At 70.3% G+C, this 19,809-nt stretch carries 19 protein-coding genes and 1 pseudogene; 8 read left to right on the top strand and 12 right to left on the bottom strand.

The window, feature by feature from the left end; translation table 11 throughout:
* Window positions 1-319: 319 nt before the first annotated feature.
* From OHA64_RS16365 to OHA64_RS16350, 4 genes and pseudogenes are all read right to left on the bottom strand, one after another.
* A pseudogene (locus tag OHA64_RS16365) lies at window positions 320-1,186 on the bottom strand (biotin-dependent carboxyltransferase family protein); the annotation flags it as partial.
* Window positions 1,183-1,812, bottom strand: coding sequence for an allophanate hydrolase subunit 1 (locus OHA64_RS16360; protein ID WP_405613602.1), 630 nt, complete (start codon window positions 1,810-1,812; stop codon window positions 1,183-1,185). The pseudogene OHA64_RS16365 and the gene OHA64_RS16360, both read right to left, overlap by 4 nt.
* On the bottom strand, window positions 1,809-2,573 hold the full coding sequence (locus OHA64_RS16355; protein WP_405613600.1) for a LamB/YcsF family protein: 765 nt from the start codon (window positions 2,571-2,573) through the stop codon (window positions 1,809-1,811). The genes OHA64_RS16360 and OHA64_RS16355 overlap by 4 nt, the downstream gene beginning before the upstream one ends.
* 59 nt (window positions 2,574-2,632) lie before the next feature.
* On the bottom strand, window positions 2,633-3,427 hold the full coding sequence (locus OHA64_RS16350; RefSeq protein WP_405613598.1) for a putative hydro-lyase: 795 nt from the start codon (window positions 3,425-3,427) through the stop codon (window positions 2,633-2,635).
* Between the two features lie 157 nt (window positions 3,428-3,584).
* On the opposite strand from OHA64_RS16350, the gene OHA64_RS16345 reads away from it, so the two are divergent.
* Complete coding sequence (locus OHA64_RS16345; protein WP_405613596.1) at window positions 3,585-4,307, top strand: GntR family transcriptional regulator; 723 nt, start codon at window positions 3,585-3,587, stop codon at window positions 4,305-4,307.
* A 45-nt stretch (window positions 4,308-4,352) separates the two neighbouring features.
* Here the strand turns inward: OHA64_RS16345 and OHA64_RS16340 are convergent, their stop codons facing one another.
* From OHA64_RS16340 to OHA64_RS16325, 4 genes are all read right to left on the bottom strand, one after another.
* Complete coding sequence (locus OHA64_RS16340) at window positions 4,353-5,612, bottom strand: ABC transporter substrate-binding protein (RefSeq protein ID WP_405613594.1); 1,260 nt, start codon at window positions 5,610-5,612, stop codon at window positions 4,353-4,355.
* On the bottom strand, window positions 5,612-7,720 hold the full coding sequence (locus OHA64_RS16335; protein WP_405613592.1) for a nitrate- and nitrite sensing domain-containing protein: 2,109 nt from the start codon (window positions 7,718-7,720) through the stop codon (window positions 5,612-5,614). Before OHA64_RS16335 ends, OHA64_RS16340 begins: the two co-directional genes overlap by 1 nt.
* A gap of 173 nt (window positions 7,721-7,893) precedes the next feature.
* Complete coding sequence (locus OHA64_RS16330; RefSeq protein WP_405613590.1) at window positions 7,894-9,168, bottom strand: MFS transporter; 1,275 nt, start codon at window positions 9,166-9,168, stop codon at window positions 7,894-7,896.
* A 124-nt stretch (window positions 9,169-9,292) separates the two neighbouring features.
* On the bottom strand, window positions 9,293-9,802 hold the full coding sequence (locus OHA64_RS16325; protein WP_405613588.1) for an ATP-binding protein: 510 nt from the start codon (window positions 9,800-9,802) through the stop codon (window positions 9,293-9,295).
* 402 nt (window positions 9,803-10,204) lie between these two features.
* Here OHA64_RS16325 and OHA64_RS16320 point away from each other — a divergent pair, with 402 nt between their 5' ends.
* The 7 genes from OHA64_RS16320 to OHA64_RS16290 all read left to right on the top strand — a co-directional run bounded on the left by OHA64_RS16320 (window position 10,205) and on the right by OHA64_RS16290 (window position 16,544).
* Window positions 10,205-11,617, top strand: coding sequence for an acyl-CoA carboxylase subunit beta (locus tag OHA64_RS16320; RefSeq protein WP_405613586.1), 1,413 nt, complete (start codon window positions 10,205-10,207; stop codon window positions 11,615-11,617).
* Window positions 11,618-11,708: 91 nt separating this feature from the next.
* A complete protein-coding gene (locus OHA64_RS16315; RefSeq protein WP_405613584.1) occupies window positions 11,709-11,909 on the top strand; it encodes an acyl-CoA carboxylase subunit epsilon in 201 nt (66 codons plus the stop codon).
* Window positions 11,910-12,128: 219 nt separating this feature from the next.
* Window positions 12,129-12,578 (top strand): peptidase inhibitor family I36 protein, encoded by a 450-nt coding sequence (locus OHA64_RS16310; protein ID WP_405613582.1) that lies wholly within the window; start codon window positions 12,129-12,131, stop codon window positions 12,576-12,578.
* Between the two features lie 5 nt (window positions 12,579-12,583).
* The gene (locus tag OHA64_RS16305) at window positions 12,584-13,501 is read left to right on the top strand and encodes a hypothetical protein (protein ID WP_405613580.1); all 918 of its coding nucleotides are present in this window, start codon (window positions 12,584-12,586) and stop codon (window positions 13,499-13,501) included.
* Between the two features lie 105 nt (window positions 13,502-13,606).
* Window positions 13,607-14,761: an abortive phage infection protein gene (locus OHA64_RS16300; RefSeq protein WP_405613578.1), complete on the top strand. Its 1,155-nt coding sequence runs from the start codon at window positions 13,607-13,609 to the stop codon at window positions 14,759-14,761.
* Between the two features lie 150 nt (window positions 14,762-14,911).
* A complete protein-coding gene (gene recO, locus OHA64_RS16295) occupies window positions 14,912-15,658 on the top strand; it encodes a DNA repair protein RecO (protein ID WP_405613576.1) in 747 nt (248 codons plus the stop codon).
* A gap of 52 nt (window positions 15,659-15,710) precedes the next feature.
* On the top strand, window positions 15,711-16,544 hold the full coding sequence (locus OHA64_RS16290; RefSeq protein WP_405613574.1) for an isoprenyl transferase: 834 nt from the start codon (window positions 15,711-15,713) through the stop codon (window positions 16,542-16,544).
* Window positions 16,545-16,641: 97 nt separating this feature from the next.
* On the opposite strand, the gene OHA64_RS16285 is transcribed toward OHA64_RS16290, so the two are convergent.
* From OHA64_RS16285 to OHA64_RS16270, 4 genes are read right to left on the bottom strand one after another with little or no spacing between them, the layout of a single operon-like run.
* Entirely contained in the window at window positions 16,642-17,055 is a 414-nt protein-coding gene (locus OHA64_RS16285; protein WP_405613572.1) for a Fur family transcriptional regulator, read from the bottom strand.
* A gap of 59 nt (window positions 17,056-17,114) precedes the next feature.
* Window positions 17,115-18,017 carry a metal ABC transporter permease gene (locus OHA64_RS16280; protein ID WP_405613570.1) on the bottom strand — a complete coding sequence of 301 codons (903 nt, stop codon included), beginning with the start codon at window positions 18,015-18,017 and terminating at the stop codon, window positions 17,115-17,117.
* The gene (locus tag OHA64_RS16275; RefSeq protein ID WP_405613568.1) at window positions 18,017-18,805 is read right to left on the bottom strand and encodes a metal ABC transporter ATP-binding protein; all 789 of its coding nucleotides are present in this window, start codon (window positions 18,803-18,805) and stop codon (window positions 18,017-18,019) included. Before OHA64_RS16275 ends, OHA64_RS16280 begins: the two co-directional genes overlap by 1 nt.
* Window positions 18,802-19,761, bottom strand: coding sequence for a metal ABC transporter substrate-binding protein (locus tag OHA64_RS16270; RefSeq protein WP_405613566.1), 960 nt, complete (start codon window positions 19,759-19,761; stop codon window positions 18,802-18,804). The genes OHA64_RS16275 and OHA64_RS16270 overlap by 4 nt, the downstream gene beginning before the upstream one ends.
* Window positions 19,762-19,809 lie beyond the last annotated feature (48 nt).

Here is a 19,809-nt window from a genome sequence, read left to right as displayed (position 1 = left end):
TGCGGAGCAGGGCAGGAAGCGGTATTTCGCCCCAAGGGCGAAATACCGTCCACGTGATCGGGTAAACTGCATGCCGTGCGTTGTGAGAACCAAGCGCGTACGCCGTGTTGGTCGAGAGCCAAGACAGCACATGCACCTCCAAGCTTTGCCGTATCAAACCGGGCTGGTTTCAACCCGGCTGGTGTTGATCGTGGAAGACCTGTTGGGTCGCTGACCCGCAGGCTGCGTGAGCCAGGAATCCCCCTGCTTCAGCTGGGGGAGGATTCAACTTGGTCAGCCCGTCAGCCCGTGCCTGTACCGCGGGGCGCCGGTCCGCAGCGTGACGAAGCGGTACGAAGCGGACGGGAAGGCCCGGTGGGGCCTGGGCGGCGGCGGACAGACCGGTCTCGGGGACGACGCCGATGACGGGATATCCGCCGGTGGTGGGGGAGTCGGCGAGGAAGAGCACGGGCCTGCCGTCGGGCGGCACCTGGACCGCGCCGAGCACCATGCCCTCGCTGGGGAGTTCGCCGTCCACCGCCCGTTCCAGGGCGGGTCCGTTCATCCGCAGGGCGATGCGGTTGCTGTTGGGCGATACCGAGAAGCGGCCCGCCGCGAGGGTGCGCACGGCGGTGGCGGTGAACCAGTCGTCGCGCGGGCCGAGCAGTACCGGGAGCACCAGTTCACGCGGGGGCCCGTCCCACAGGGCCAGGTGGGGAGGGGGTGGGCCGGCGCCCGCCGGTTCGCCCAGGGGCAGGACGTCGCCGTCCTTGAGGGGGGCGGGGCCCAGCCCGGACAGCAGGTCGGTGGAGCGGCTGCCGAGGACCGGAGACACGGCGATGCCTCCGCTCAGGGCGAGGTAGCAGCGCAGCCCGAAGGTGGCGGTGCCCACGTCGAGCACCGCACCGGCCGGCAGGTGGACGGGGCTGCCCCAGGCCGCCGGCCGGCCGTCGACGCGTACCGGGGCGGGCGCCCCGGTGACGGCCACGGTCACCGGCCGGGTGGCGCGTACGGCCACGCCGGTCAGGGTGGTCTCCAGGGTGGCGGCGTCGGCGGGGTTGCCCACCAGCCGGTTCGCCAGCCGGTGGGCCGGCTGGTCCAGGGCGCCGGAGCGGGGCACGCCGAGCGCCGCGTGGCCGAACCGTCCCTGGTCCTGGACGGTGGTCAGCGCACCGGCCCGCACCACTTCCACCTTGCCGTCACTCATGCGGCCACCTCCTCGGAAAGAGGCACGAAACGCACCCGGGTGCCCGGTACGAGCAAGGCCGCAGGCTGCCGTTCCAGGTCCCACAGCGTCACCGAAGTCCTGCCGATCAACTGCCAGCCGCCCGGCGAGCTGCGGGGGTAGATGCCGGTGTAGTGACCGGCCAGGGCCACCGACCCGGCCGGCACCGAGGTGCGCGGCTCCGCCCGGCGCGGCACGACGTACGGCTCGCCCCGTCCCGTCATGTACGCGAATCCGGGGGCGAAACCGGAGAACGCCACCCGGTGTTCGGCGCCGCTGTGCACCCGTACCACCTCGTCCTCACTCATGCCCCACAGCTCGGCCACCACGCCCAGGTCGGCCCCGTCGTACCGGACGGGAATCTCCACCAGCTCGCCGCTGTCCGCCGCCGGCGGGGGTGCGGACCAGCGGCCCAACTCCGCCTGGAAGCGGGGGAGATCGCGCACGCCGTACAGCAGCACGGTCTTCTCTCCCGGCACGATCTCCCGCACCGGCGCCAGGGCGCCCGCGCCGATGCGGCGCAGCAGTTCGGCATGCCACGCCTGTGCCTCGCCCGGGCCGTCCAGATCGACGAGCAGCGAGTCCTGTCCGACCGGCAGCAGTCTCATACGAACGCCTCCAGCCTGATTCCCGCGTCCCGCAGTGCCGTGCGGACCTGGAGCGCGAGGCCGACCGCTCCGGGGGTGTCGCCGTGCAGACACAGCGACCTCGCCCGGATCCGTGCCGGCTCACCGGTGAGTGCGATGGTATGGCCGTCGCGGGCCAGCGTGAGGGCCTGGCGGACGACCTGAGCGGGATCACTGATCACGGCGCCGGGTGTGCCGCGCGGGACCAGGGTGCCCGCCGCGGTGTAGGCGCGGTCCACGAAGGCTTCGGCGACCACGGCCAGCCCCTCTTCGGCGGCCGCTCGGTGCATGGCCGAGTCGGGCAGGCACAGCACGGCCAGTCGGGAGTCGGCGAGCCTGGTGCCCGACGCGACGGCGGCGGCCTGTTCGGGGTCGGAGACCACCCGGTTGTAGAGCGCTCCGTGCGGCTTCACATAGGTGACGTCCGCCCCGGCGGCGCGGGCGAACACCTGGAGGGCGCCGATCTGGTACGCGACCTCGGCGGCCAGTTCCTCGGCGGGAACGTCCATGGCCCGGCGCCCGAATCCGGCCAGATCCCGGTAGGAGACCTGGGCCCCGATCCGCACACCCCGCTCGGCGGCCGTGTCACAGACCCGGCGCATGATGCCGGGATCGCCCGCGTGGAAGCCGCAGGCGACATTCGCGCTGGTCACCAGCTCCAACATGGCCTCGTCGTCGGTGAGGACCCAGCGTCCGTAGCCCTCCGCGAGATCCGCGTTGAGATCGATCACGATGTCTGTCATCCCTGGTGCCTGTTCTCCTCGAGACCGCACATGTTCCGTACTCACCACCTGGGTCCGCTTCAACCGATGCGGTAGTCGATGTCCCGCGCATCCGTGATCAGCATGTGTCCGGGAGCGTGGGTGATGGCGAAGGGAGGCCGCGACGCCATCAGGGCGGCCTGCGGGGTGACACCGCACGCCCAGAAGACCGGGACGTCGCCGGGCTCGGCCTCCACCGGGTCGCCGAAGTCGGGACGGGCGAGGTCGTCGATGCCCAGGGCCGCGGGGTCTCCGGTGTGGACCGGCCCGCCGTGGACCGCGGGCATCCGCTCACTGACGCGGATCGCCGTGTCCACCAGGTCGGCCGGGACCTGCCGCATCGATACGACCATGGGGCCGTGCAGCCGCCCCGCCGGCCGGCACTCGCGGCCGCTGCGGTACATCGCGACGTTACGGCCCTGGTCGACGTGGCGCAGTGGTACGCCCGCCTCGTGCAGCGCGGTCTCGAAGGTGAAGCTGCATCCGATCAGGAAGGTGACCAGGTCCTCGCGCCAGTGACCGACCACATCGTCCGGCTCGTCGATCAGCCGGCCGTGCTCCCAGACGCGGTAGCGCGGCACGTCGGTCCGCAGGTCCGCGTCCGGGGCGAGTGTGGTGGACCACGAGCCGGGGTCCGTGACGTCGAGCACCGGGCACGGCCGGGGGTTGCGCTGACAGAACAGCAGCACGTCGTAGGCCCAGTCGGCGGGCACCGTGATCAGGTTGACCTGGGTGAAGCCTCCGCACCACCCGGCGGTGGGCCGACTCGTGCCGTGTCGGAACAGCTCCCGGGCCTGGGCGGGGCTCAGGGCTGCGGGATGAGCGACGGTTGCCACCGGGCGATCCTTTCGACAGGGGAAGCCGAGGACGGGTTGAGCGTCCACCACCTCAGACTAGAGTATTGTTGAACAATCCGACAAGATCTGTGTTGTCTCATCCTCGAGTTTTCGGTTGACTGACCCTCGGAGCATCACGACGGGGAGGACCGAGAATATGGCTGCCGAGCTGGATCCGGCCGTGCTGGTGGGGGATCGCGTACTGCTGGGGCGCTCCAGTACCGCCGAGCGGGTCGCCGACATCCTGCGCACCCGCATCTCGGAGGGCCACCTCGCGCCGGGCAGCAAGCTCTCCGAGGACACCATCGGCAAAGCGCTCGGGATCTCGCGCAACACCCTCCGCGAGGCGTTCCGGCTGCTCACGCACGAGAAGCTGCTGGTCCACGAGCTCAATCGCGGGGTCTTCGTCCGGATGCTCACCGTCCAGGACGTCATCGACATCTACCAGGTGCGCCGGCTCATCGAATGCGCGGTGGTCCGCCACCTGGGCAACCCGCCCTACGATCTGGCCGGTGCGGAGGCCGCTGTCGCCGAGGCGGAACAAGCCGCCGAGGCAGGCGACTGGCTCCGGGTCGGCACCGCCAACACCCACTTCCACGACGCGGTGGTGGCCCTCGGCAAGAGCGTCCGCCTGAACGAACTGATGCGTGGCGTGCTGGCGGAACTGCGCCTCGCCTTCCACGCGATGGGCGGTCTGCGCGGGTTCCACGAGCCCTACCTGGCCCGCAACCGGGACATCCTCGCAGCCCTCAGGGCCGGCGCCACCGTTAAGGCGGAGCTCCTGCTCGCCGACTACCTCAACGACGCCGAGCAGGAACTCGTCCGGACACACTCCGGACTGGGCACGGCCGAAGGGGACCGGGACCACCAGGCCGGATAGCGCTGGACGAGGCACCTGCGACATGGGCCCCTACGACATGGGCTCCTACGACATGGGCCACCGCAGCCGCGCGCGGGCCACGTCGAACGGGTAGACCAGGCGGTAGCTCCCCTGCTGGACCTGCTCCACGACGCCTCGGGCTCCGATGTTCTGATGGTTGTCGTCGAACCTCACGCCGTCCCACGGCATGATCGTGTCCCGCCCCGGGACATCGAGGTTCACCAAGGCGGAACGGATGTCCGCGGGGGAGAGGGAAGCCGCCTCGTCGACCGCCTGGGCCAGGGTCATCACCGCCGTGAACGCGCGCGCTGCGTCGTCGTTCATCGGGCGGTGGTACGTCGTCCGGTAGAGGGCGGCGACGGCCCGGGCCGCTGGATTGCGCACGGCCAGCTCCGCGGACCAGGCGAATCGACTGCACACGCCTTCCGCATCGCTTCCCTCCCTCTTGACGAAGTCCGCGTCGGCATAGCCCGCTCCGAAGGCCATGAGGGCCGGCGGCTCGTACGACGCGGCGTGGAAGTCATCGCTCAGTGCGAGCGCCTGCGGTGTGTACAGCAGGGTCAGGACGACATCGGGAGCCGAAGCCTTCACCTCTTCCACCGCCCCCGAAAGGTCGGTGGACTTGGCGCCGACCTCGACGTCGGCCACGACATCGCCGTCGATCTGGGAGGCGAAGCGCTTGATCATGGACATTCCGTCGTTGCCGTACTGGTCGTCCATGTGCACGACAGCGATGCGTCGTACGGCGGTGCCTTCGCTCTGGCGCTCCTTGAGCAGCGAGAACACCACCCGGCCATAGCTCAGGTCGGAGGGGCCCGTGCGGAAGAACCAGTCCAGGCCCCGCTCGGTCAGCGACGCCGCCGAGGAGCCGCCGTTGACGAAGGGGACCTTCAGTTCCTCGGCCCGCGCGGCGGCCGCTCGGGTGACCGCCGATTCGTATCCGCCGGCCACGGCCACCGCGCCCTGGTCGCTCACCAGGTGCCGCACCTGTCCGGCGCCGGTCGCGCCGGAAGCGGCGGTGTCGGCGGTCAGCAGCCTGATCCTCGGGTGGTTCGCCCGAGGAAGCCCCTGGCCCGGGCCGAGCGGCAGCGGGACGGATGCCAGGTCCTCGTTGACGATCCTCACCGCCAGTTCGGCACCTCGTCGGGTGTCGGCGCCCACGGTGGCCGAGGACCCTGACAGCGGGGCCAGGAACCCGATGGCCACGGTGGCGCGGGTTTTCGCCACGGGTTCCCCCGTGCAGGCGGAGGTGAGCAGCAGGGCCGAACAGAGAACGGCGACCGTGCTGACAGCGGGTCTCGGCATCACGGTTGTCCTTCTGCGGTGAACGGTACGGATGGCGGTGTGTGGTTCGCGGCGGTGTGCAGTCCGTCGGAGAAACGGCGGTGGACCAGCCAGTCCTGCGCCGAGCCGAACGCGGGCTCCCCGGGTGAGGACGGTGACGGGAGGGTCTGTGTGGGGGCCTCGGCCACTGTCTGCCCGAACGCCGCGGCGGAGGGATCCTCCGGCCTGGCCAGCAGATGTCCGGGCAACCGCACCAGAGCGGTCGTCCCCTGCCGGGGCGAGGGGACGAGGGCGACCGAGACGCCGTGTTTGGACGCGAGGCGGCTGACCACGAACAGGCCCATGCTCTGGCCCGCTTCGGGGTCGAAGGCGCGTACTGACGCCAGCCGGTGGTTCGTGGCCGCCATGTCCGTGGCGGTCATCCCCACCCCCTCGTCCACGATGGAGATCACCAGGTCGGCGGCACGGTCGTGCGTCGCGCCGCACGTCACGGTGACGGCGGAGTGGGGGCCGGAGAAGTGCGTGGCGTTCTCCATCAGCTCCGCGAGGAGGTGCACCAGGTCGGTCACGGCGTCACCCGCGATGTCCGCCTCGACAGCGGGCCGGCAGACGACCCGCGTGTACTGCTCCACCTCGGCGCTCGCGGCGAGCAGGACCTCCGACAGGGGCATCGGGCGGTCCCAGCCGCGTCCGGCGTCCGAACCCGCGAGCACCAGCAGGCTCTCGTCGGTACGCAGCATCTGCGTGGCCAGGTGGTCCAGCCGGAACAGCCGCGCCAGACGTTCGGGGTCCCGCTCGTCCTGTTCGAGGTCCCCGATCTCGGTGAGGAGCTTGCCCACCAGATGCTGATTGCGACGGGAGAGGTGCACGAACATCCCGTTGATGTGCGAGCGGAGCGCGGCCTGGTCGGTGGCCAGCCGTACGGCTGCGCTCTGCACGGCGTCGAACGCCTCGGCGACCTCGCCGATCTCGTCGTCGGACACCACCAGGGTGGGCGTGGCCCTGAAGTCGCCCAGGTCATCGGCGTCCGCCTGCCGCAGCCGTTCGAGCGCCTCGGGCAGACGGTGGTGGGCGACGTCGAGTGCGGAGGCTCGCAGCGTCTTCAAGGGACGCGTCATCGACCGGACTACCGCGGTGACCACCCATCCGGTCGCCAGGAACATGGCCAGCATGCCTGCCGCACCCCACCAGGCGACCGACCGCCGGGAGGCGTGCGACGCGTCGCTGACGGTGATCAGCTCGTCCAGGATCCGGGACTCGACCGTGCGCATCAGTGCGATCTTGCGGCCGGAGACCTTCTCCCACCGGGCCGGCTCGACGCTGATCCGACTGGCCTGGGCCTGCTCGGCGGCCCGCTCCTGGATGGCCTGGGCCGCGCTGACCGAGGTCCCCTTGACGGAGTCGGCGTACAGGGTGCGCTGCGGCTGGCTGGTCGTGGCAAGGAAGTCGTCCACGGACTCCTGCTGACGGGCGACCGCGCCGGCGTAGTCCGGGAACTGGCCGACGAGGAACGTCCCGTTGGTCAGGACGGCGTTGAGCTCCGCCCGGACCCGGCTGGTGTTCTCCACTGCGACGGACAGGGCGTCGAGGGCCCGCGCCCGTTGCGCGGACGCGCCACCGCCGTTGTGCTCGACGAGGACCGGGCCGAGGTCCATCAGCCTGCTGAGCATGACCGTGTAGCCGGAAACGATCGCGCCCTGGGTCAGCCCGGCCTCGTCCACCGCCGTACGCAGTGCGCCAAGGGTGCGCAACTCCTCCGACGCCCTGCGCAACGCCGTCCGCAGTCGCGGATCACCGGAGGTGTCGATGGCGCCGGCCGCCCCGCGGTAGGCGACGGCGGCGGTGTCGGCCGCGGCGCGCCGCTCGCCGAGGCCGCCGTGCGAGCCCTCGCGCCGTCCTGCGACGAACGCGGCCGTGGCATCACGCTCGTCCTGAAGAGCGTGGACCAGGCCGAGGGCCGGGCGCTGGAGACGGGCCAGTGCGGCGAACCGCCCGTAGTCGCCGGCATCGCCGATGGTCCGGGAAAGGCTCACGGTCGCGAGGAAGCAGGCGAGGAGACCGGGGACCAGGACGACGGCGGTGAGTTTGTTGCGTACTCGCCAGTTCTTGGGCCGGGCGAGGTGGCGCACTGCTTGCGGATCGGGCCGGCGACGAGGACGAGGTCTCGTGCGGCGGGTCCGGCCGGCTCTCGGGGGCAAGGGAGGAACCTCTCCTGTGCATGGCGGCGCCCCGGGGTCACGGGTCACCGGACCTGTGACCCCGGGGCGCCGCGCAAGACGATGCGCACCTGTGGCGGGGTGCCTCAGGTGAGTTCGGTACCGCGGGTCTCCGGCAGTCCCAGGAGGGCGACCAGAGCGATGGCGTAGCCGATGACGCCGTAGATCAGGGCGCCGCCGACGCCCGCGCTGCCCGCGGTGAAGCCGACCGCGGTGGGGAAGAAGGCGCCGACGGCGCGGCCGACGTTGTACGTGAAGCTCTGGCCGGTGCCACGGACCGGGCCCGGGTACAGCTCGGCCAGGAAGGCACCGAACCCGGAGAAGATGGCGGAGGCGCAGAAGCCCAGGGGGAAGCCGAGGAACAGCAGGGTGGTGTTGGCGCCCTGCGGGATGTTGATGTAGGTCAGCAGCAGGCCCGCGCTGAGAACCGCGAAGAGGGCGAAGGTCTTCTTGCGGCCGAGCGCGTCGGTGATGTAACCGGCGGCGAGGTAGCCCAGGAAGGCGCCGGTGATGAGCATGAAGAGGTAGCCGCCGGTGCCGACCACGGTGAGGCCGCGCTCGACCTTGAGGTAGGTGGGCAGCCAGGTGGCGATGGTGTAGTAGCCGCCCTGCACACCGGTGGCGAGGATCGTCGCGAAGAGCGTCTTGCGGGCGAGGCTGCCCTTGAAGATCGACGACAGCGGGACCCGCGGCTCCTTGCTCGCCAGCCGCTCGGTCACCTCGGGGGCGTCCTTGATGTTGCGGCGCACGTACACCAGCAGCACCGCGGGCAGGGCGCCCGTCCAGAACATCACGCGCCAGCTGATGGAGGGGTCGAGGTTGTCCATCACGATCGTCGACACGATCACGGCGAGGCCCCAGCCGACCGCCCAGGAACTCTGGATGAACGCCAGCACCTTGCCGCGGTAGCGGGACTTGGCGTACTCGGCCACCAGGACGGCCCCGGCCGCCCATTCACCGCCGAAGCCCAGGCCCTGGAAGGCCCGGGACACCAGCAGCATCGGGTAGTTGACGGCGAAGCCGCACAGCACGGTGAAGAAGGCGTAGGTGGCCACCGTGATCATGAGCGTCTTCACTCGGCCGACCCGGTCGATCAGCAGGCCCGCCAGAATGCCGCCGAGCGCCGACACCAGCAGCGTGACCGTGGTCAGCAGGCCCGTCTGCGCCGTGGTGAGGCTGAAGTAGGCAGCCAAGGCCACCATGCTGAGCGGGAGCACCTGGAAGTCGTAGGCGTCGAGGGCGTACCCGCCGAACGCTCCCTTGAAGGCGCGGCGCCCCTGCGGGGAGAACGACCGGTACCAGGCGAATCGGCCGGTCGCGTCCTCGGCGACGGCAGGGGGACTGGTGGGCGTGGTTGTCATGGAGACCTCACGGGAGGAGGGAAGGGGAGTGGAGGCGGCTGGTGATGGGTCGGTCCATCCCGTGTCTCCAGCCTCTACGGGGAAACCGGCCATGCCCGTCGGCCGGTCTCGACGTGGGAACAACCTAGGGATTGTTCAACGATCCCTCAAGGGGAAAGGGTTCTTTTTCTGCATGAAGTTTTATTTCGGGCGGGTAGGCCGTGCCGGGCGAGCCGACCAGGGGTCGGCCGGACATCTCGACCCACACCACGAAGCCGTGCGGCAGGCGCCAGGCACCCCACCGCGAGGACAGTGCCTCGACCAGCGGCAGGCCGCGGCCGCCACAGCTCAGGCCGTCTTCGTGTGCGCGCGGTGCGGGAATGCCGCCCCAGCCCTGTCCGTGGTCGCCGACCTCGAGGCGCACCACATCGGCGGTGCCGTCGCCCGGTACGCGGCGCAGCGCGTGCCAGACGGGGCCGGCCCCATGGCAGACCGCGTTCGTGACGAGCTCGGAGACGACCAGCGTCGCGTCATCGACCACCTGGGGCAAGCCCCAGTCGGCCAGCTGCGACGCGACCTGCCGACGGGCCGATCGGGCGGCTTCGGCGACCGCCGGAAGGATCCACGTCGCACGATCCACGGTGTCGACACCCACGGCGACCGCTGTCGCCCGAGGTGCGGGGAAGGGAGGCATCTTTTGCCTCACGGGGAGTAGGTGCGACCCGGGCCGCCCGGAAACGGTGAGTGGCCACGCGGCGCTCCGCCCGCGAGGGGATCGGGAGCGGAGGGGCGAAGCCGGAGGGCGTCGGCCGGGCCGGGCCGGGAGGTGGTCCCAGCCGCGTCGCGGCCTTCGTCCGTCTGTATCCACGAAGAGGATCGTTCAACAATCCTCACAAATTGATACCCTCGCCCGCGGGTTCCGTCAATCCCCTGGCCGAAAGAAGTCGGAAGTGATGTCCGATACGGGGTGTGAGCGTGTGATCGGTGCCAGGCTATTGAAGGATCGTTCAACGATCCTTAGGCTCTTCAGGGCACCCTCAAGGACAGGAACACCCGGATGACCGTTGTGGACACCGAAGTCAGCAGCGCCCGCGAGCGGGTCGAGCTGCTGCTCGACGAGGGCTCTTTCGTCGAGTTGGACGCCGTGGCACGTCGCTGCCCCGACCGCGTCGTCGCCGGCTATGGCACGGTCGACGGCCGTCCGGTCTCCGTCTTCTCGCAGGACGCCGCCGCTTTCGGTGCCGTCCTCGACGAGTTCTCCGGCGCGAAGATCACCAAGGTGATGGACCTCGCCCTGAAGACCGGATGCCCGCTCATCTCCATCCAGGGCACCGACGCCGACGCCCACGCCGATGCCCATGCCCATGCCCATGCCCATGCCGACGCAGGCGCAGGCGCAGGCGCAGGCGCAGTGGGCGTCCGGGGAGAGATCTTCCGTCGCGCCGTACTCGCCTCCGGAGTCGTGCCCCAGATCGCCCTGGTCGTGGGGCACGCGGGCGGCGCGGTGCACTCCGCGGCCGTCAGCGACTTCGTGGTGACGAGCGACCAGGCGTCGTACATGTTCGTGTCCGGGCCCGAAGCCGTCGAGGCCGCCACCGGAGAGCGCGTCGGCCCGGAGGAGCTCGGCGGCGCCAGGACCCTCAGCACCGTGTCCGGCCTCGCACACCACCTGGCGCACGACCGGACGGACGCCATCGAGTACGTCAGGGCGCTGCTGTCCTACCTCCCCTCCAACAACCTGGAGGATCCACCGGCCGACCCCGAGGGCTGTACGGACGATGTCGAGGCGGAACTGCGGCCGGAGCTGAACTCGCTCGTTCCCGACACGGCCAACGAGCCGTACGACATGCTCCAGGTCGTCGAAAGCGCCCTGGACGACGACGAGTTCCTGGAGACCCAGCCCCTCTTCGCCCCCAACATCGTCACCGGCTTCGGCCGCGTCGACGGGCGCCCCGTCGGCATCGTCGCCAACCAGCCCCTGCGGCACGGCGGTTGCCTGGACATCGACGCCTGCGAGAAGGCCGCCCGCTTCATCCGCACCTGCGACGCCTTCAACGTGCCGGTCGTGACCTTCGTGGACGTCCCCGGCTTCCGCCCCGGCGCCGACCAGGAGTTGAACGGCATCGTCCGGCGCAGCGCCAAGCTGACCTACGCCTACGCCGAAGCCACCGTGCCACTGATCACCGTCATCACCCGCAAGGCCTACGGCGGCGCCTACGACGTCATGGGCTCCAGACATCTCGGCGCCGACCTCAACCTCGCCTGGCCCACGGCCCGCATCGCGGTGCCCGGACCACCGCTCGCGCTCGACGACACCGTCCTCGGCCCCGACTCGGCGTGCGAGCGGGGCTGCGTGGACGCGGTGATCATCCCGTCCGAGACCAGGCAGCACATCATCCGCGGCCTGCGCGCCCTGGGCACCAAGCGCGAGACGCAGCCCGGCAGGAAGCACGGCAACCTCCCGCTCTAGGAGGTCGCCCGGGTCGGTGGGCCGGCCCGGGCCCCACTCCTGCCCCCGCCCACCGCGACGCGACCTCCAAGTCCCCTGCAAGGAGCCCACCATGTCCGAGCCCCTCGTCACGGTTCTGCGCGGGCGACCCACCGTCGAAGAACTGGCCGCCGTCATCGCGGTGTTCCAGGCCCGGGCCGCGGCCGCACCGCTCCCCGTCGAACAGCGCTCCAGGCCCAGGCCGTCCGCCTGGAACGACCGCGCCTCAGCCATCGACATGCGGCGCCTGCCCAGGATGTTCCGGTACGCGTGACGCGGCGCTCGGCCGCGGTGAGGTGGCTCTCGGCCGGGACGTACTGGTGCCCGCCGACAGCTCCAAACGTGATGATTCGGCCGGAATGAATTCCTCCGGAAAACAGCGCCAAAAGAAGTCAATTCCCGTACGAATCAAGGGTTGTTACGATCAGGCGCTTTCGCGGCGGGGAACTCGCGCGCCGCATCATCCGTGTCCGACCAACACAGGAGATTCGTCATGCGTCTGCGCCGCAAGTTCGCCGCTCTCGGCCTCACCGCCGCCGCCACCGCGGGCCTTGTGCTCGGTACGGCCCCGCAGTCCCAGGCCTCGGCCTCGCTCACCTGTCCCGACTCCGAGACCTACTGCATGGTCTTCTACTACAACAGCGGTACCGCGGGTTCGAGAACCGTGTTCGTGGGCTTCGACCACTACAGCCTGAACGGTTACACGTTCCTCGGTTCCGGAGCCGGAAAGGGGCAGGCCGTCAAGAACAACGCCGCCTCCGCGGCCAACCTGGCGCCGTACAACCTGGTCGTCTACTACAACAGCAACCTCGCGGGCGCCTGCGACTCCATCCCGGCCTTCAAGAGCACCGACAACGGTCCCGGCGGCCGCCTCCAGAAGACGTACAACAACAACGCGTCCTTCGGGTACGGCCGTTACGACGGCGACTGCTACAAGTTCTGATCCGCGTGCGACGCCTGGCACCCATCTGCCTGGCCCTGGCCGCCGCCCTGCTCGGCTGCTCCTCCGGGAGCGGTTCGGGCGAGGGCGGCGCCCCGGCCGGGGCGGCCAACACCCCCACCACGTCCGGCAGTTCGACGACGGAACGGCTGGTCACGTACACCAACCGCCTGCCGATGGCCCGCTACAGCTACTCGGTCGCCGAGGACACCGCGATCGAGTCGGCCCAGCACGTCCTGACGCGGCGCTGCCTCAAGACGTACGGCATCGCCTACGAGCCGCCGGAGCAGGCCCCGGACACCCCCCGGCCCGCCGACCGCCGCTACGGGCTGTCGAGCGCGAGCGAGGCGGCACGCTTCGGCTACCACCCGAACCGCGACGCCGCCCAACTGCCCGAAGGGCCCCGCCTCTCCAAGGACGACCTCTCGGTGTTCTACGGCAAGCGGGGCGTACCGCAGGGCAGCGGCGAAAAGCTCACGTACAAGGGGAAAGAGGTACCGGACGACGGCTGCTTCGGCCAGTCGGTCTCCAAGCTCTCCAAGGAGTACGACGATCCGGCCGGCGCGGCGGTCGCGAGCCGCATCGCCAACGAGAGCTACCAGGACTCCCTCGCGGACCCTGCGGTGAGGGAAGGATTCCGGAAATGGTCCCGGTGTATGCGGAGTTCCGGATTCCGATATTCCTCTCCGATGGACCCGCTGAACACCGCCGCGTTCCAGGGTGACGAGATCTCCGCGAAGGAGAAGCGGACCGCGACCGCGGACGTGCTCTGCAAGGAGGAGACCGGCCTTCTCGCCATCTGGTTCAAGGCGGAGACCGACATCCAGAAGGCGGACATCAAGAAGAACTCCGAGGCCCTGGAGGAACTGCGCACCGCCCACCAGGAGAAGGCGGAGGCCGCCCGCCGCATCGTCGCGGAAGGCTGAGCCGGACTTCTGGTGCCTGACGTAGGGCATCGGTCATCCCTTGGTCGCCCAGCCGTAGACCATCGGCGGACGGACCGGCGCGTCCACGACCGGCACAGTGGACGCATGGAGAAGACGAAGGGGATCAACCGGGCGCGGTTCCTGGCGGGAGCGGCGGCTGCGGGGCTGGCCGGGGCGGTGCTGCCCGCGGGACGGGCAGCGGCCGGGGGAGCGGGGGCCAGGGGAGCGGGGGCCGCGGGAGGAGGCTTGACCCGAAGGGGGGTCGTGTACACCGTCGGGGAGGGCGAGACCCCCGGCACGGCCTTCAGCACCGCCCGGATGCGCGCGGACCTCCGTGCCATCCGCGACGACCTGCACGCGGACACCGTCGACGTCACCGGCGACGGTGTGGAGCGCCTCACGGCCACGGCCGCCGAGGCCGCCGAACTCGGACTGCATGTCTGGCTCCAGCCCACCCTCGGGGACGTTCCGGAGCGCGACATCCTCGAGCACCTCGCGGAGAGCGGACGGTTCGCGGAGCGGCTGCGTCGGCAGGGCGCGAGCGTGGAGCTCAGCGTGGGCTGCGAGTTCTGGCTGTTCGTCCCGGGGATCATCCCCGGCGCGAACGTCTTCGAGCGCATCGAGAACCTGCAGAACGGCACGGTCGACCGGGAGCTCATGCAGCGCCGCCTGGACCGTTTCACGGCGAAGGCGGCGAAGACCGGCCGCTCCGTCTTCCGGGGCCGGCTGAGCTATGCCGCCGCCCAGGACGACCAGGTCGACTGGAACCTGTTCGACGTCGTGGGCATCGACTACTACTCGTACTTCCGCGAACGGGACGCCTACGTGAGGGAGTTGAAGCGGCATTCGCGATGGGGCAAGCCCCTCGCGATCACCGAGTTCGGCACCTGCGCGTTCGTCGGCGCGCCCCAGACGGCCGGTATGGGCTGGGACATCGTCGACTACGACAAGAACCCACCGGAGATCAAGGGCGACCTGGTCCGCAGCGAGCGCGTCCAGGCCGCCTACCTGACAGATCTGCTCGACGTCTTCGAGTCGATGGGCCTGTACGCGGCGATGGCCTTCGAGTTCGTGACCGCGGACGCCCCACACCGCCCTCACGACCCGCGCCACGACCTCGACCTGGCGAGCTACGGCATCACCAAAGCGATCAAGGACCGGCCGGACGACCCGGGTTCGGGCTGGCACTGGGAGCCGAAGGCGGCGTTCCACGCGCTGGCCGCCCGGTACGGCTGCCGGCGGGCCGCACACGCCTCCTAGGGGGCAGTCGTTCGGATCGCCCCGGGCCGCGACGCCGCGGCGACATCGGCCGCTCCGCGACGGGCGGCACGGTCGCCGTGAGGCGTCGCCGGGGTATCCGCCGCCGACTCGCAACACGGAGCCCGCTCGCCGTAGGCGAGAATGGCTCCCATGAGTCTGTTCCGCGACGACGGCATCGTGCTGCGCACCCAGAAGCTGGGTGAGGCGGACCGGATCATCACGCTGCTCACGCGGGGTCACGGACGGGTACGGGCCGTGGCCCGCGGGGTACGCCGGACCAAGTCGAAGTTCGGGGCGCGGCTGGAGCCCTTCTCCCACGTCGACGTGCAGTTCTTCGCGCGGGGCAGCGAACTGATCGGGCGCGGACTGCCGCTGTGCACACAGAGTGAGACCATCGCGTCGTACGGGGGCGGGATCGTCGCGGACTACACGCGGTACACCGCCGGGACGGCCATGCTGGAGACCGCCGAGCGGTTCACCGACCACGAGGGCGAGCCGGCGGTGCAGCAGTATCTGCTGCTCGTCGGGGCACTGCGCACACTCGCCCGCGGCGAGCACGCCCCGCACCTCGTCCTGGACGCCTTCCTGCTGCGCTCGCTCGCCGTCAACGGGTACGCGCCCACCTTCAGCGACTGCGCGAAGTGCGGTATGCCCGGTCCGAACCGGTTCTTCTCGGTCGCGTCCGGAGGGTCGGTCTGCCTGGACTGCCGGGTGCCCGGCAGTGTCGTACCGTCGCCGCAGACCCTGGAACTCCTCGGGGCGCTGCTTACGGGAGACTGGGAGACCGCGGACGCGTGCGAGCCGCGGCATGTGCGGGAGGGCAGCGGGCTGGTGTCCGCCTATCTGCACTGGCATCTGGAGCGCGGGCTGCGCTCGCTTCGCTACGTGGAAAAGTAGGCGCCGGAAGCGAGAAAGCAGGCGCCGAAAGCAAGAGGGAGACGAGAAGCACATGGCCGTACGCGGGATCCTGGGGCGCCAGCGCCGCGAGTACAAGACGCCGGAACCGCACCCGTCCGGAGCCCGTGCGCCGAAGCTCCCGAGTGAGCTGGTCGCGAAGCATGTGGCGATCGTCATGGACGGCAACGGACGCTGGGCGAAGGAACGCGGGCTGCCGCGCACCGAGGGCCACAAGGTCGGTGCCGAGCGGGTGCTGGACGTGTTGCAGGGCGCGATCGAGATGGGCGTCGGAAGCATCTCGCTGTACGCCTTCTCCACGGAGAACTGGAAGCGCTCGCCGGACGAGGTGCGCTTCCTGATGAACTTCAACCGGGACTTCATCCGCAAGACCCGGGACCAGCTCGACGAACTCGGGATCCGGGTGCGGTGGGTGGGGCGGATGCCCCGGCTGTGGAAGTCCGTCGCCAAGGAGCTCCAGGTCGCCCAGGAGCAGACCAAGGGCAACGACAGGCTGACGCTGTACTTCTGCATGAACTACGGCGGGCGGGCCGAGCTCGCGGACGCCATGCAGGCCATCGCGGAGGACGTGAAGGCCGGCCGGCTCGACCCGTCGAAGGTCTCCGAGAAGACCATCCAGAAGTACCTGTACTACCCGGACATGCCGGACGTGGACCTGTTCCTGCGGCCGAGCGGCGAGCAGCGCACCTCCAACTACCTTCTGTGGCAGAGCGCTTACGCCGAGATGGTCTTCCAGAACGTGCTCTGGCCGGACTTCGACCGGCGGGACCTGTGGCGCGCGTGCGTGGAGTTCGCCTCCCGGGACCGGCGCTTCGGCGGCGCCATCCCGAACGAGGAGCTGCTGGCCATGGAGGGCGAGCAGGAGTAGCCGGGCACACGCTCAGGCACATGCGTTGGGGCGCCCGGTTCACGAACCGGGCGCCCCAACGCATGTGCCTGAGCTGTTCCCCTGAGCGGGGCCGGCGTTACTTCCTCGCCGCGCACTCCGCACACGTGCCGAAGATCTCCACCGTGTGGGCCACGTTCACGAAGCCGTGTTCCGCCGCGATGGCGTCCGCCCACTTCTCCACCGCCGGTCCCTCGACCTCGACGGCCTTGCCGCAGACGCGGCAGACCAGGTGGTGGTGGTGTTCGCCGGTGGAGCAGCGGCGGTAGACGGACTCGCCGTCGGAGGTGCGCAGGACGTCGACCTCGCCGGCGTCGGCGAGCGACTGGAGCGTGCGGTAGACCGTGGTCAGCCCGACGGAGTCGCCCTTGTGCTTGAGCATGTCGTGGAGATCCTGAGCACTGCGGAACTCGTCGACCTCGTCGAGCGCCGCCGCCACGGCGGCCCGCTGCCGGGTCGCGCGGCCCTTCACTGGCGGTCCAGCGGTCGTCACCGATTGCCTCCTCACGTCTGCACCTGCCGGGCCATTGTGCCAGTCCGGCCTGTCGACGGTCAGACGCCGACCTTCCCGCCGGGTTCACGGCTGGCCGGAATCACGCACTCCGCCGGGTCCCCGGCAGGCTGCCGGTCGGCGAGGGCCCGCGCGCGGCGCCGGGCCAGCGGGGTCGCCAGCACGGTCAGCGCGATGAACGCCCCGATGGTCAGCAGCACGATCGTCGCGCCGGGCGGTACGTCCTGGTAGTACGACGTGACGGTCCCGCCGATCGTCACGCTCACGCCGATGGCCACCGCGACCGCGAACGTCGCCGCGAAGCTGCGCGTGAGCTGCTGGGCGGCCGCCACCGGCACCACCATCAGCGCCGACACCAGCAACAGGCCCACGACCCGCATGGCGACCGTCACCGTCACCGCCGCGGTGATCGCCGTCAGCAGGTTCAGCACGCGCACCGGCAGACCGGTGACCCGCGCGAACTCCTCGTCCTGGCTGACCGCGAACAGCTGGCGGCGCAGGCCCAGTGTGATCAGGAGCACGAACGCGGCGAGCCAGCAGATCGCGGTCACGTCCGCCGGGCTCACCGTCGACAGGGAACCGAACAGGTACGACATCAGGTTCGCGTTGGAGCCGCCCGGCGCGAGGTTGGTGAACATCACGCCGGCGGCCATTCCGCCGTAGAAGAGCATCGCGAGGGCGATGTCGCCGCGGGTCCTGCCGTACCAGCGGATCAGCTCCATCACCACGGTGCCGAGGACGGAGACGGCCATGGCCATCCACACCGGGGACGTGGAGAGCAGGAAGCCGAGGCCGACGCCGGTCATCGCGACGTGGCCGATGCCGTCGCCCATCAGGGCCTGGCGGCGCTGGACGAGGTAGATGCCGACCGCGGGGGCGGTGATGCCGACCAGGACGGCCGCGAGCAGGGCCCGCTGCATGAAGGCGTAGTTCAGGAGGTCCATCAGCTCAGCAGTCCCGTCCGGATCGGTTCGGCGTCGTGAGCCGCGTGCGGGTGTACGTGGTCGTGGCCGGGCAGGGCGTGCTGGCCGAGGGCCTGCGGGGGCGGGCCGTCGTGCGTCACGCAGCCGTCGCGCAGGACGACCGCCCGGTCGATCAGGGGCTCCAGGGGGCCCAGTTCATGGAGGACGAGCAGCACCGTCGTACCGGACGCCACCTGGTCCCGCAACGTCTGGGCGAGGACCTCCTGGCTGGCCAGGTCCACGCCCGCCATCGGCTCGTCCATGATCAGCAGTTCGGGTTCGGCGGCGAGGGCACGGGCGATCAGCACGCGCTGGTGCTGGCCGCCGGACAGGGCGTTGACGGAGTCCTTGGCGTGGTCGGCCATGCCGACCAGGTCCAGGGCCCGGCGTACGGCCTCGTGGTCGGCCTTGCGCAGCACGCCGAAGCGGGTCCGGGACAGCCGGCCGGAGGAGACGATCTCGGTGACCGTGGCGGGCACACCGCCCGCGGCGGTGGTGCGCTGCGGTACGTAGCCGACGCGCGCCCAGTCCCGGAAGCCGCGGCGCGGGGTGCCGAACAGCCTGATCTCGCCGCCGGTGAGCGGCACCTGGCCGATGACGGTGCGGATCGCGGTCGACTTGCCGGAGCCGTTGGCGCCGAGCAGCGCGACGACCTCCCCGCGGTCCACGGAGAGGTCGATGCCGCGCAGGACAGGGCGCGAGCCCAACTCGGCGCGGACGCCGCGCAGGGATACGACGGGCTCGCTCACGAGGTCCTCCGTAGGGATCATTCGGCGCCCAGTGCGGTCCGCAGCGCCTTGAGGTTGGACTCCATGACCTGGAAGTAGTCGTCGCCCTTCGACTTGGACGTGATGCCCTCGATCGGGTCGAGGACGTCGGTCCTGAGGTGCGAGTCGGCGGCGATGGTCTTCGCGGTCTTGTCGCTGACGAGCGTCTCGTAGAAGACCGTCGAGACGCCGTCGGCCTTCGCCATCTTCTCAAGGTTCCTGACGCGGTTCGCGCTGGGCTCGGACTCGGGGTCGAGGCCGCTGATGGCCTCCTCGGTCAGGCCGTAGCGCTCGGCGAGGTAGCCGAAGGCGGCGTGCGTGGTGATGAAGACCTTGGTCCTCGTGTTCGTCAGGCCGTCCTTGAACTGGGTGTTCAGGGCGTTCAGCTTCGTGACCAGGGCGGCGGTGTTCTTCTTGTAGTCGGCCGCGTGGTCCGGGTCGGCCTTCTCGAAGGCCTTGCCGACACCCTGGGCGACCTGGGCGTAGCGCACCGGATCGAGCCAGATGTGGGGGTCGAGGCCGGCCAGTTCCTCGTCGGCGTGGTCGTCGTGCTCGGCCGCGTGACCGCCGACCTCGTTGCCGTGCTTCTCCAGCGAGGTGAGGGAGGCGGCGTCGATCTTCGTCCCGATCTCGGACTGGGCCACCGCGTCGTCGACTGCGGGCTGGAGGTTCTTGAGGTAGAGCACCGCGTCGGACTCCTGGAGCTGCGCGGTCTGCTTGGCGCTGATCTCCAGGTCGTGCGGCTCCTGGCCGGGCTTGGTGAGGTCGCTGACATTCACATGGGCCCCGCCGATCTCCTGGGCGAGGAAGGCCAGCGGGTAGAACGACGCGACGACGTCGAACTTGTCCGTGTTGCCCGCGGCGGCACTGTCGGTGGAGCAGGCGGAGAGGGTACCGAGGCCCAGCGCGGTGACGGCCGTCATGGCTGCCGTGGATATGAGGCGACGTCGTACGTTCATGACAGTCATTTTCAACTAATCTGGAAATGATTGTCAACAAGGCAGGTG

Source organism: Streptomyces sp. NBC_00076 (genome assembly GCF_045041235.1).
Lineage (GTDB): Bacteria > Actinomycetota > Actinomycetes > Streptomycetales > Streptomycetaceae > Streptomyces.
The sequence above is the reverse complement of the archived record's forward strand: the minus strand, read 5'-3'. Positions and strand labels throughout refer to the sequence as shown.

Bases quoted from the DNA above. Each gene is read 5' to 3' on its own strand.
- OHA64_RS16360 (WP_405613602.1), bottom strand. From the start codon at position 1,812: ATGAGACTGCTGCCGGTCGGACAGGACTCGCTGCTCGTCGATCTGGAC.
- OHA64_RS16355 (WP_405613600.1), bottom strand. From the start codon at position 2,573: ATGACAGACATCGTGATCGATCTCAACGCGGATCTCGCGGAGGGCTAC.
- OHA64_RS16345 (WP_405613596.1), top strand. From the start codon at position 3,585: ATGGCTGCCGAGCTGGATCCGGCCGTGCTGGTGGGGGATCGCGTACTG.
- OHA64_RS16340 (WP_405613594.1), bottom strand. From the start codon at position 5,612: ATGCCGAGACCCGCTGTCAGCACGGTCGCCGTTCTCTGTTCGGCCCTG.
- OHA64_RS16330 (WP_405613590.1), bottom strand. From the start codon at position 9,168: ATGACAACCACGCCCACCAGTCCCCCTGCCGTCGCCGAGGACGCGACC.
- OHA64_RS16320 (WP_405613586.1), top strand. From the start codon at position 10,205: ATGACCGTTGTGGACACCGAAGTCAGCAGCGCCCGCGAGCGGGTCGAG.
- OHA64_RS16315 (WP_405613584.1), top strand. From the start codon at position 11,709: ATGTCCGAGCCCCTCGTCACGGTTCTGCGCGGGCGACCCACCGTCGAA.
- OHA64_RS16310 (WP_405613582.1), top strand. From the start codon at position 12,129: ATGCGTCTGCGCCGCAAGTTCGCCGCTCTCGGCCTCACCGCCGCCGCC.
- OHA64_RS16300 (WP_405613578.1), top strand. From the start codon at position 13,607: ATGGAGAAGACGAAGGGGATCAACCGGGCGCGGTTCCTGGCGGGAGCG.
- recO (WP_405613576.1), top strand. From the start codon at position 14,912: ATGAGTCTGTTCCGCGACGACGGCATCGTGCTGCGCACCCAGAAGCTG.
- OHA64_RS16290 (WP_405613574.1), top strand. From the start codon at position 15,711: ATGGCCGTACGCGGGATCCTGGGGCGCCAGCGCCGCGAGTACAAGACG.
- OHA64_RS16280 (WP_405613570.1), bottom strand. From the start codon at position 18,017: ATGGACCTCCTGAACTACGCCTTCATGCAGCGGGCCCTGCTCGCGGCC.
- OHA64_RS16275 (WP_405613568.1), bottom strand. From the start codon at position 18,805: ATGATCCCTACGGAGGACCTCGTGAGCGAGCCCGTCGTATCCCTGCGC.
- OHA64_RS16270 (WP_405613566.1), bottom strand. From the start codon at position 19,761: ATGAACGTACGACGTCGCCTCATATCCACGGCAGCCATGACGGCCGTC.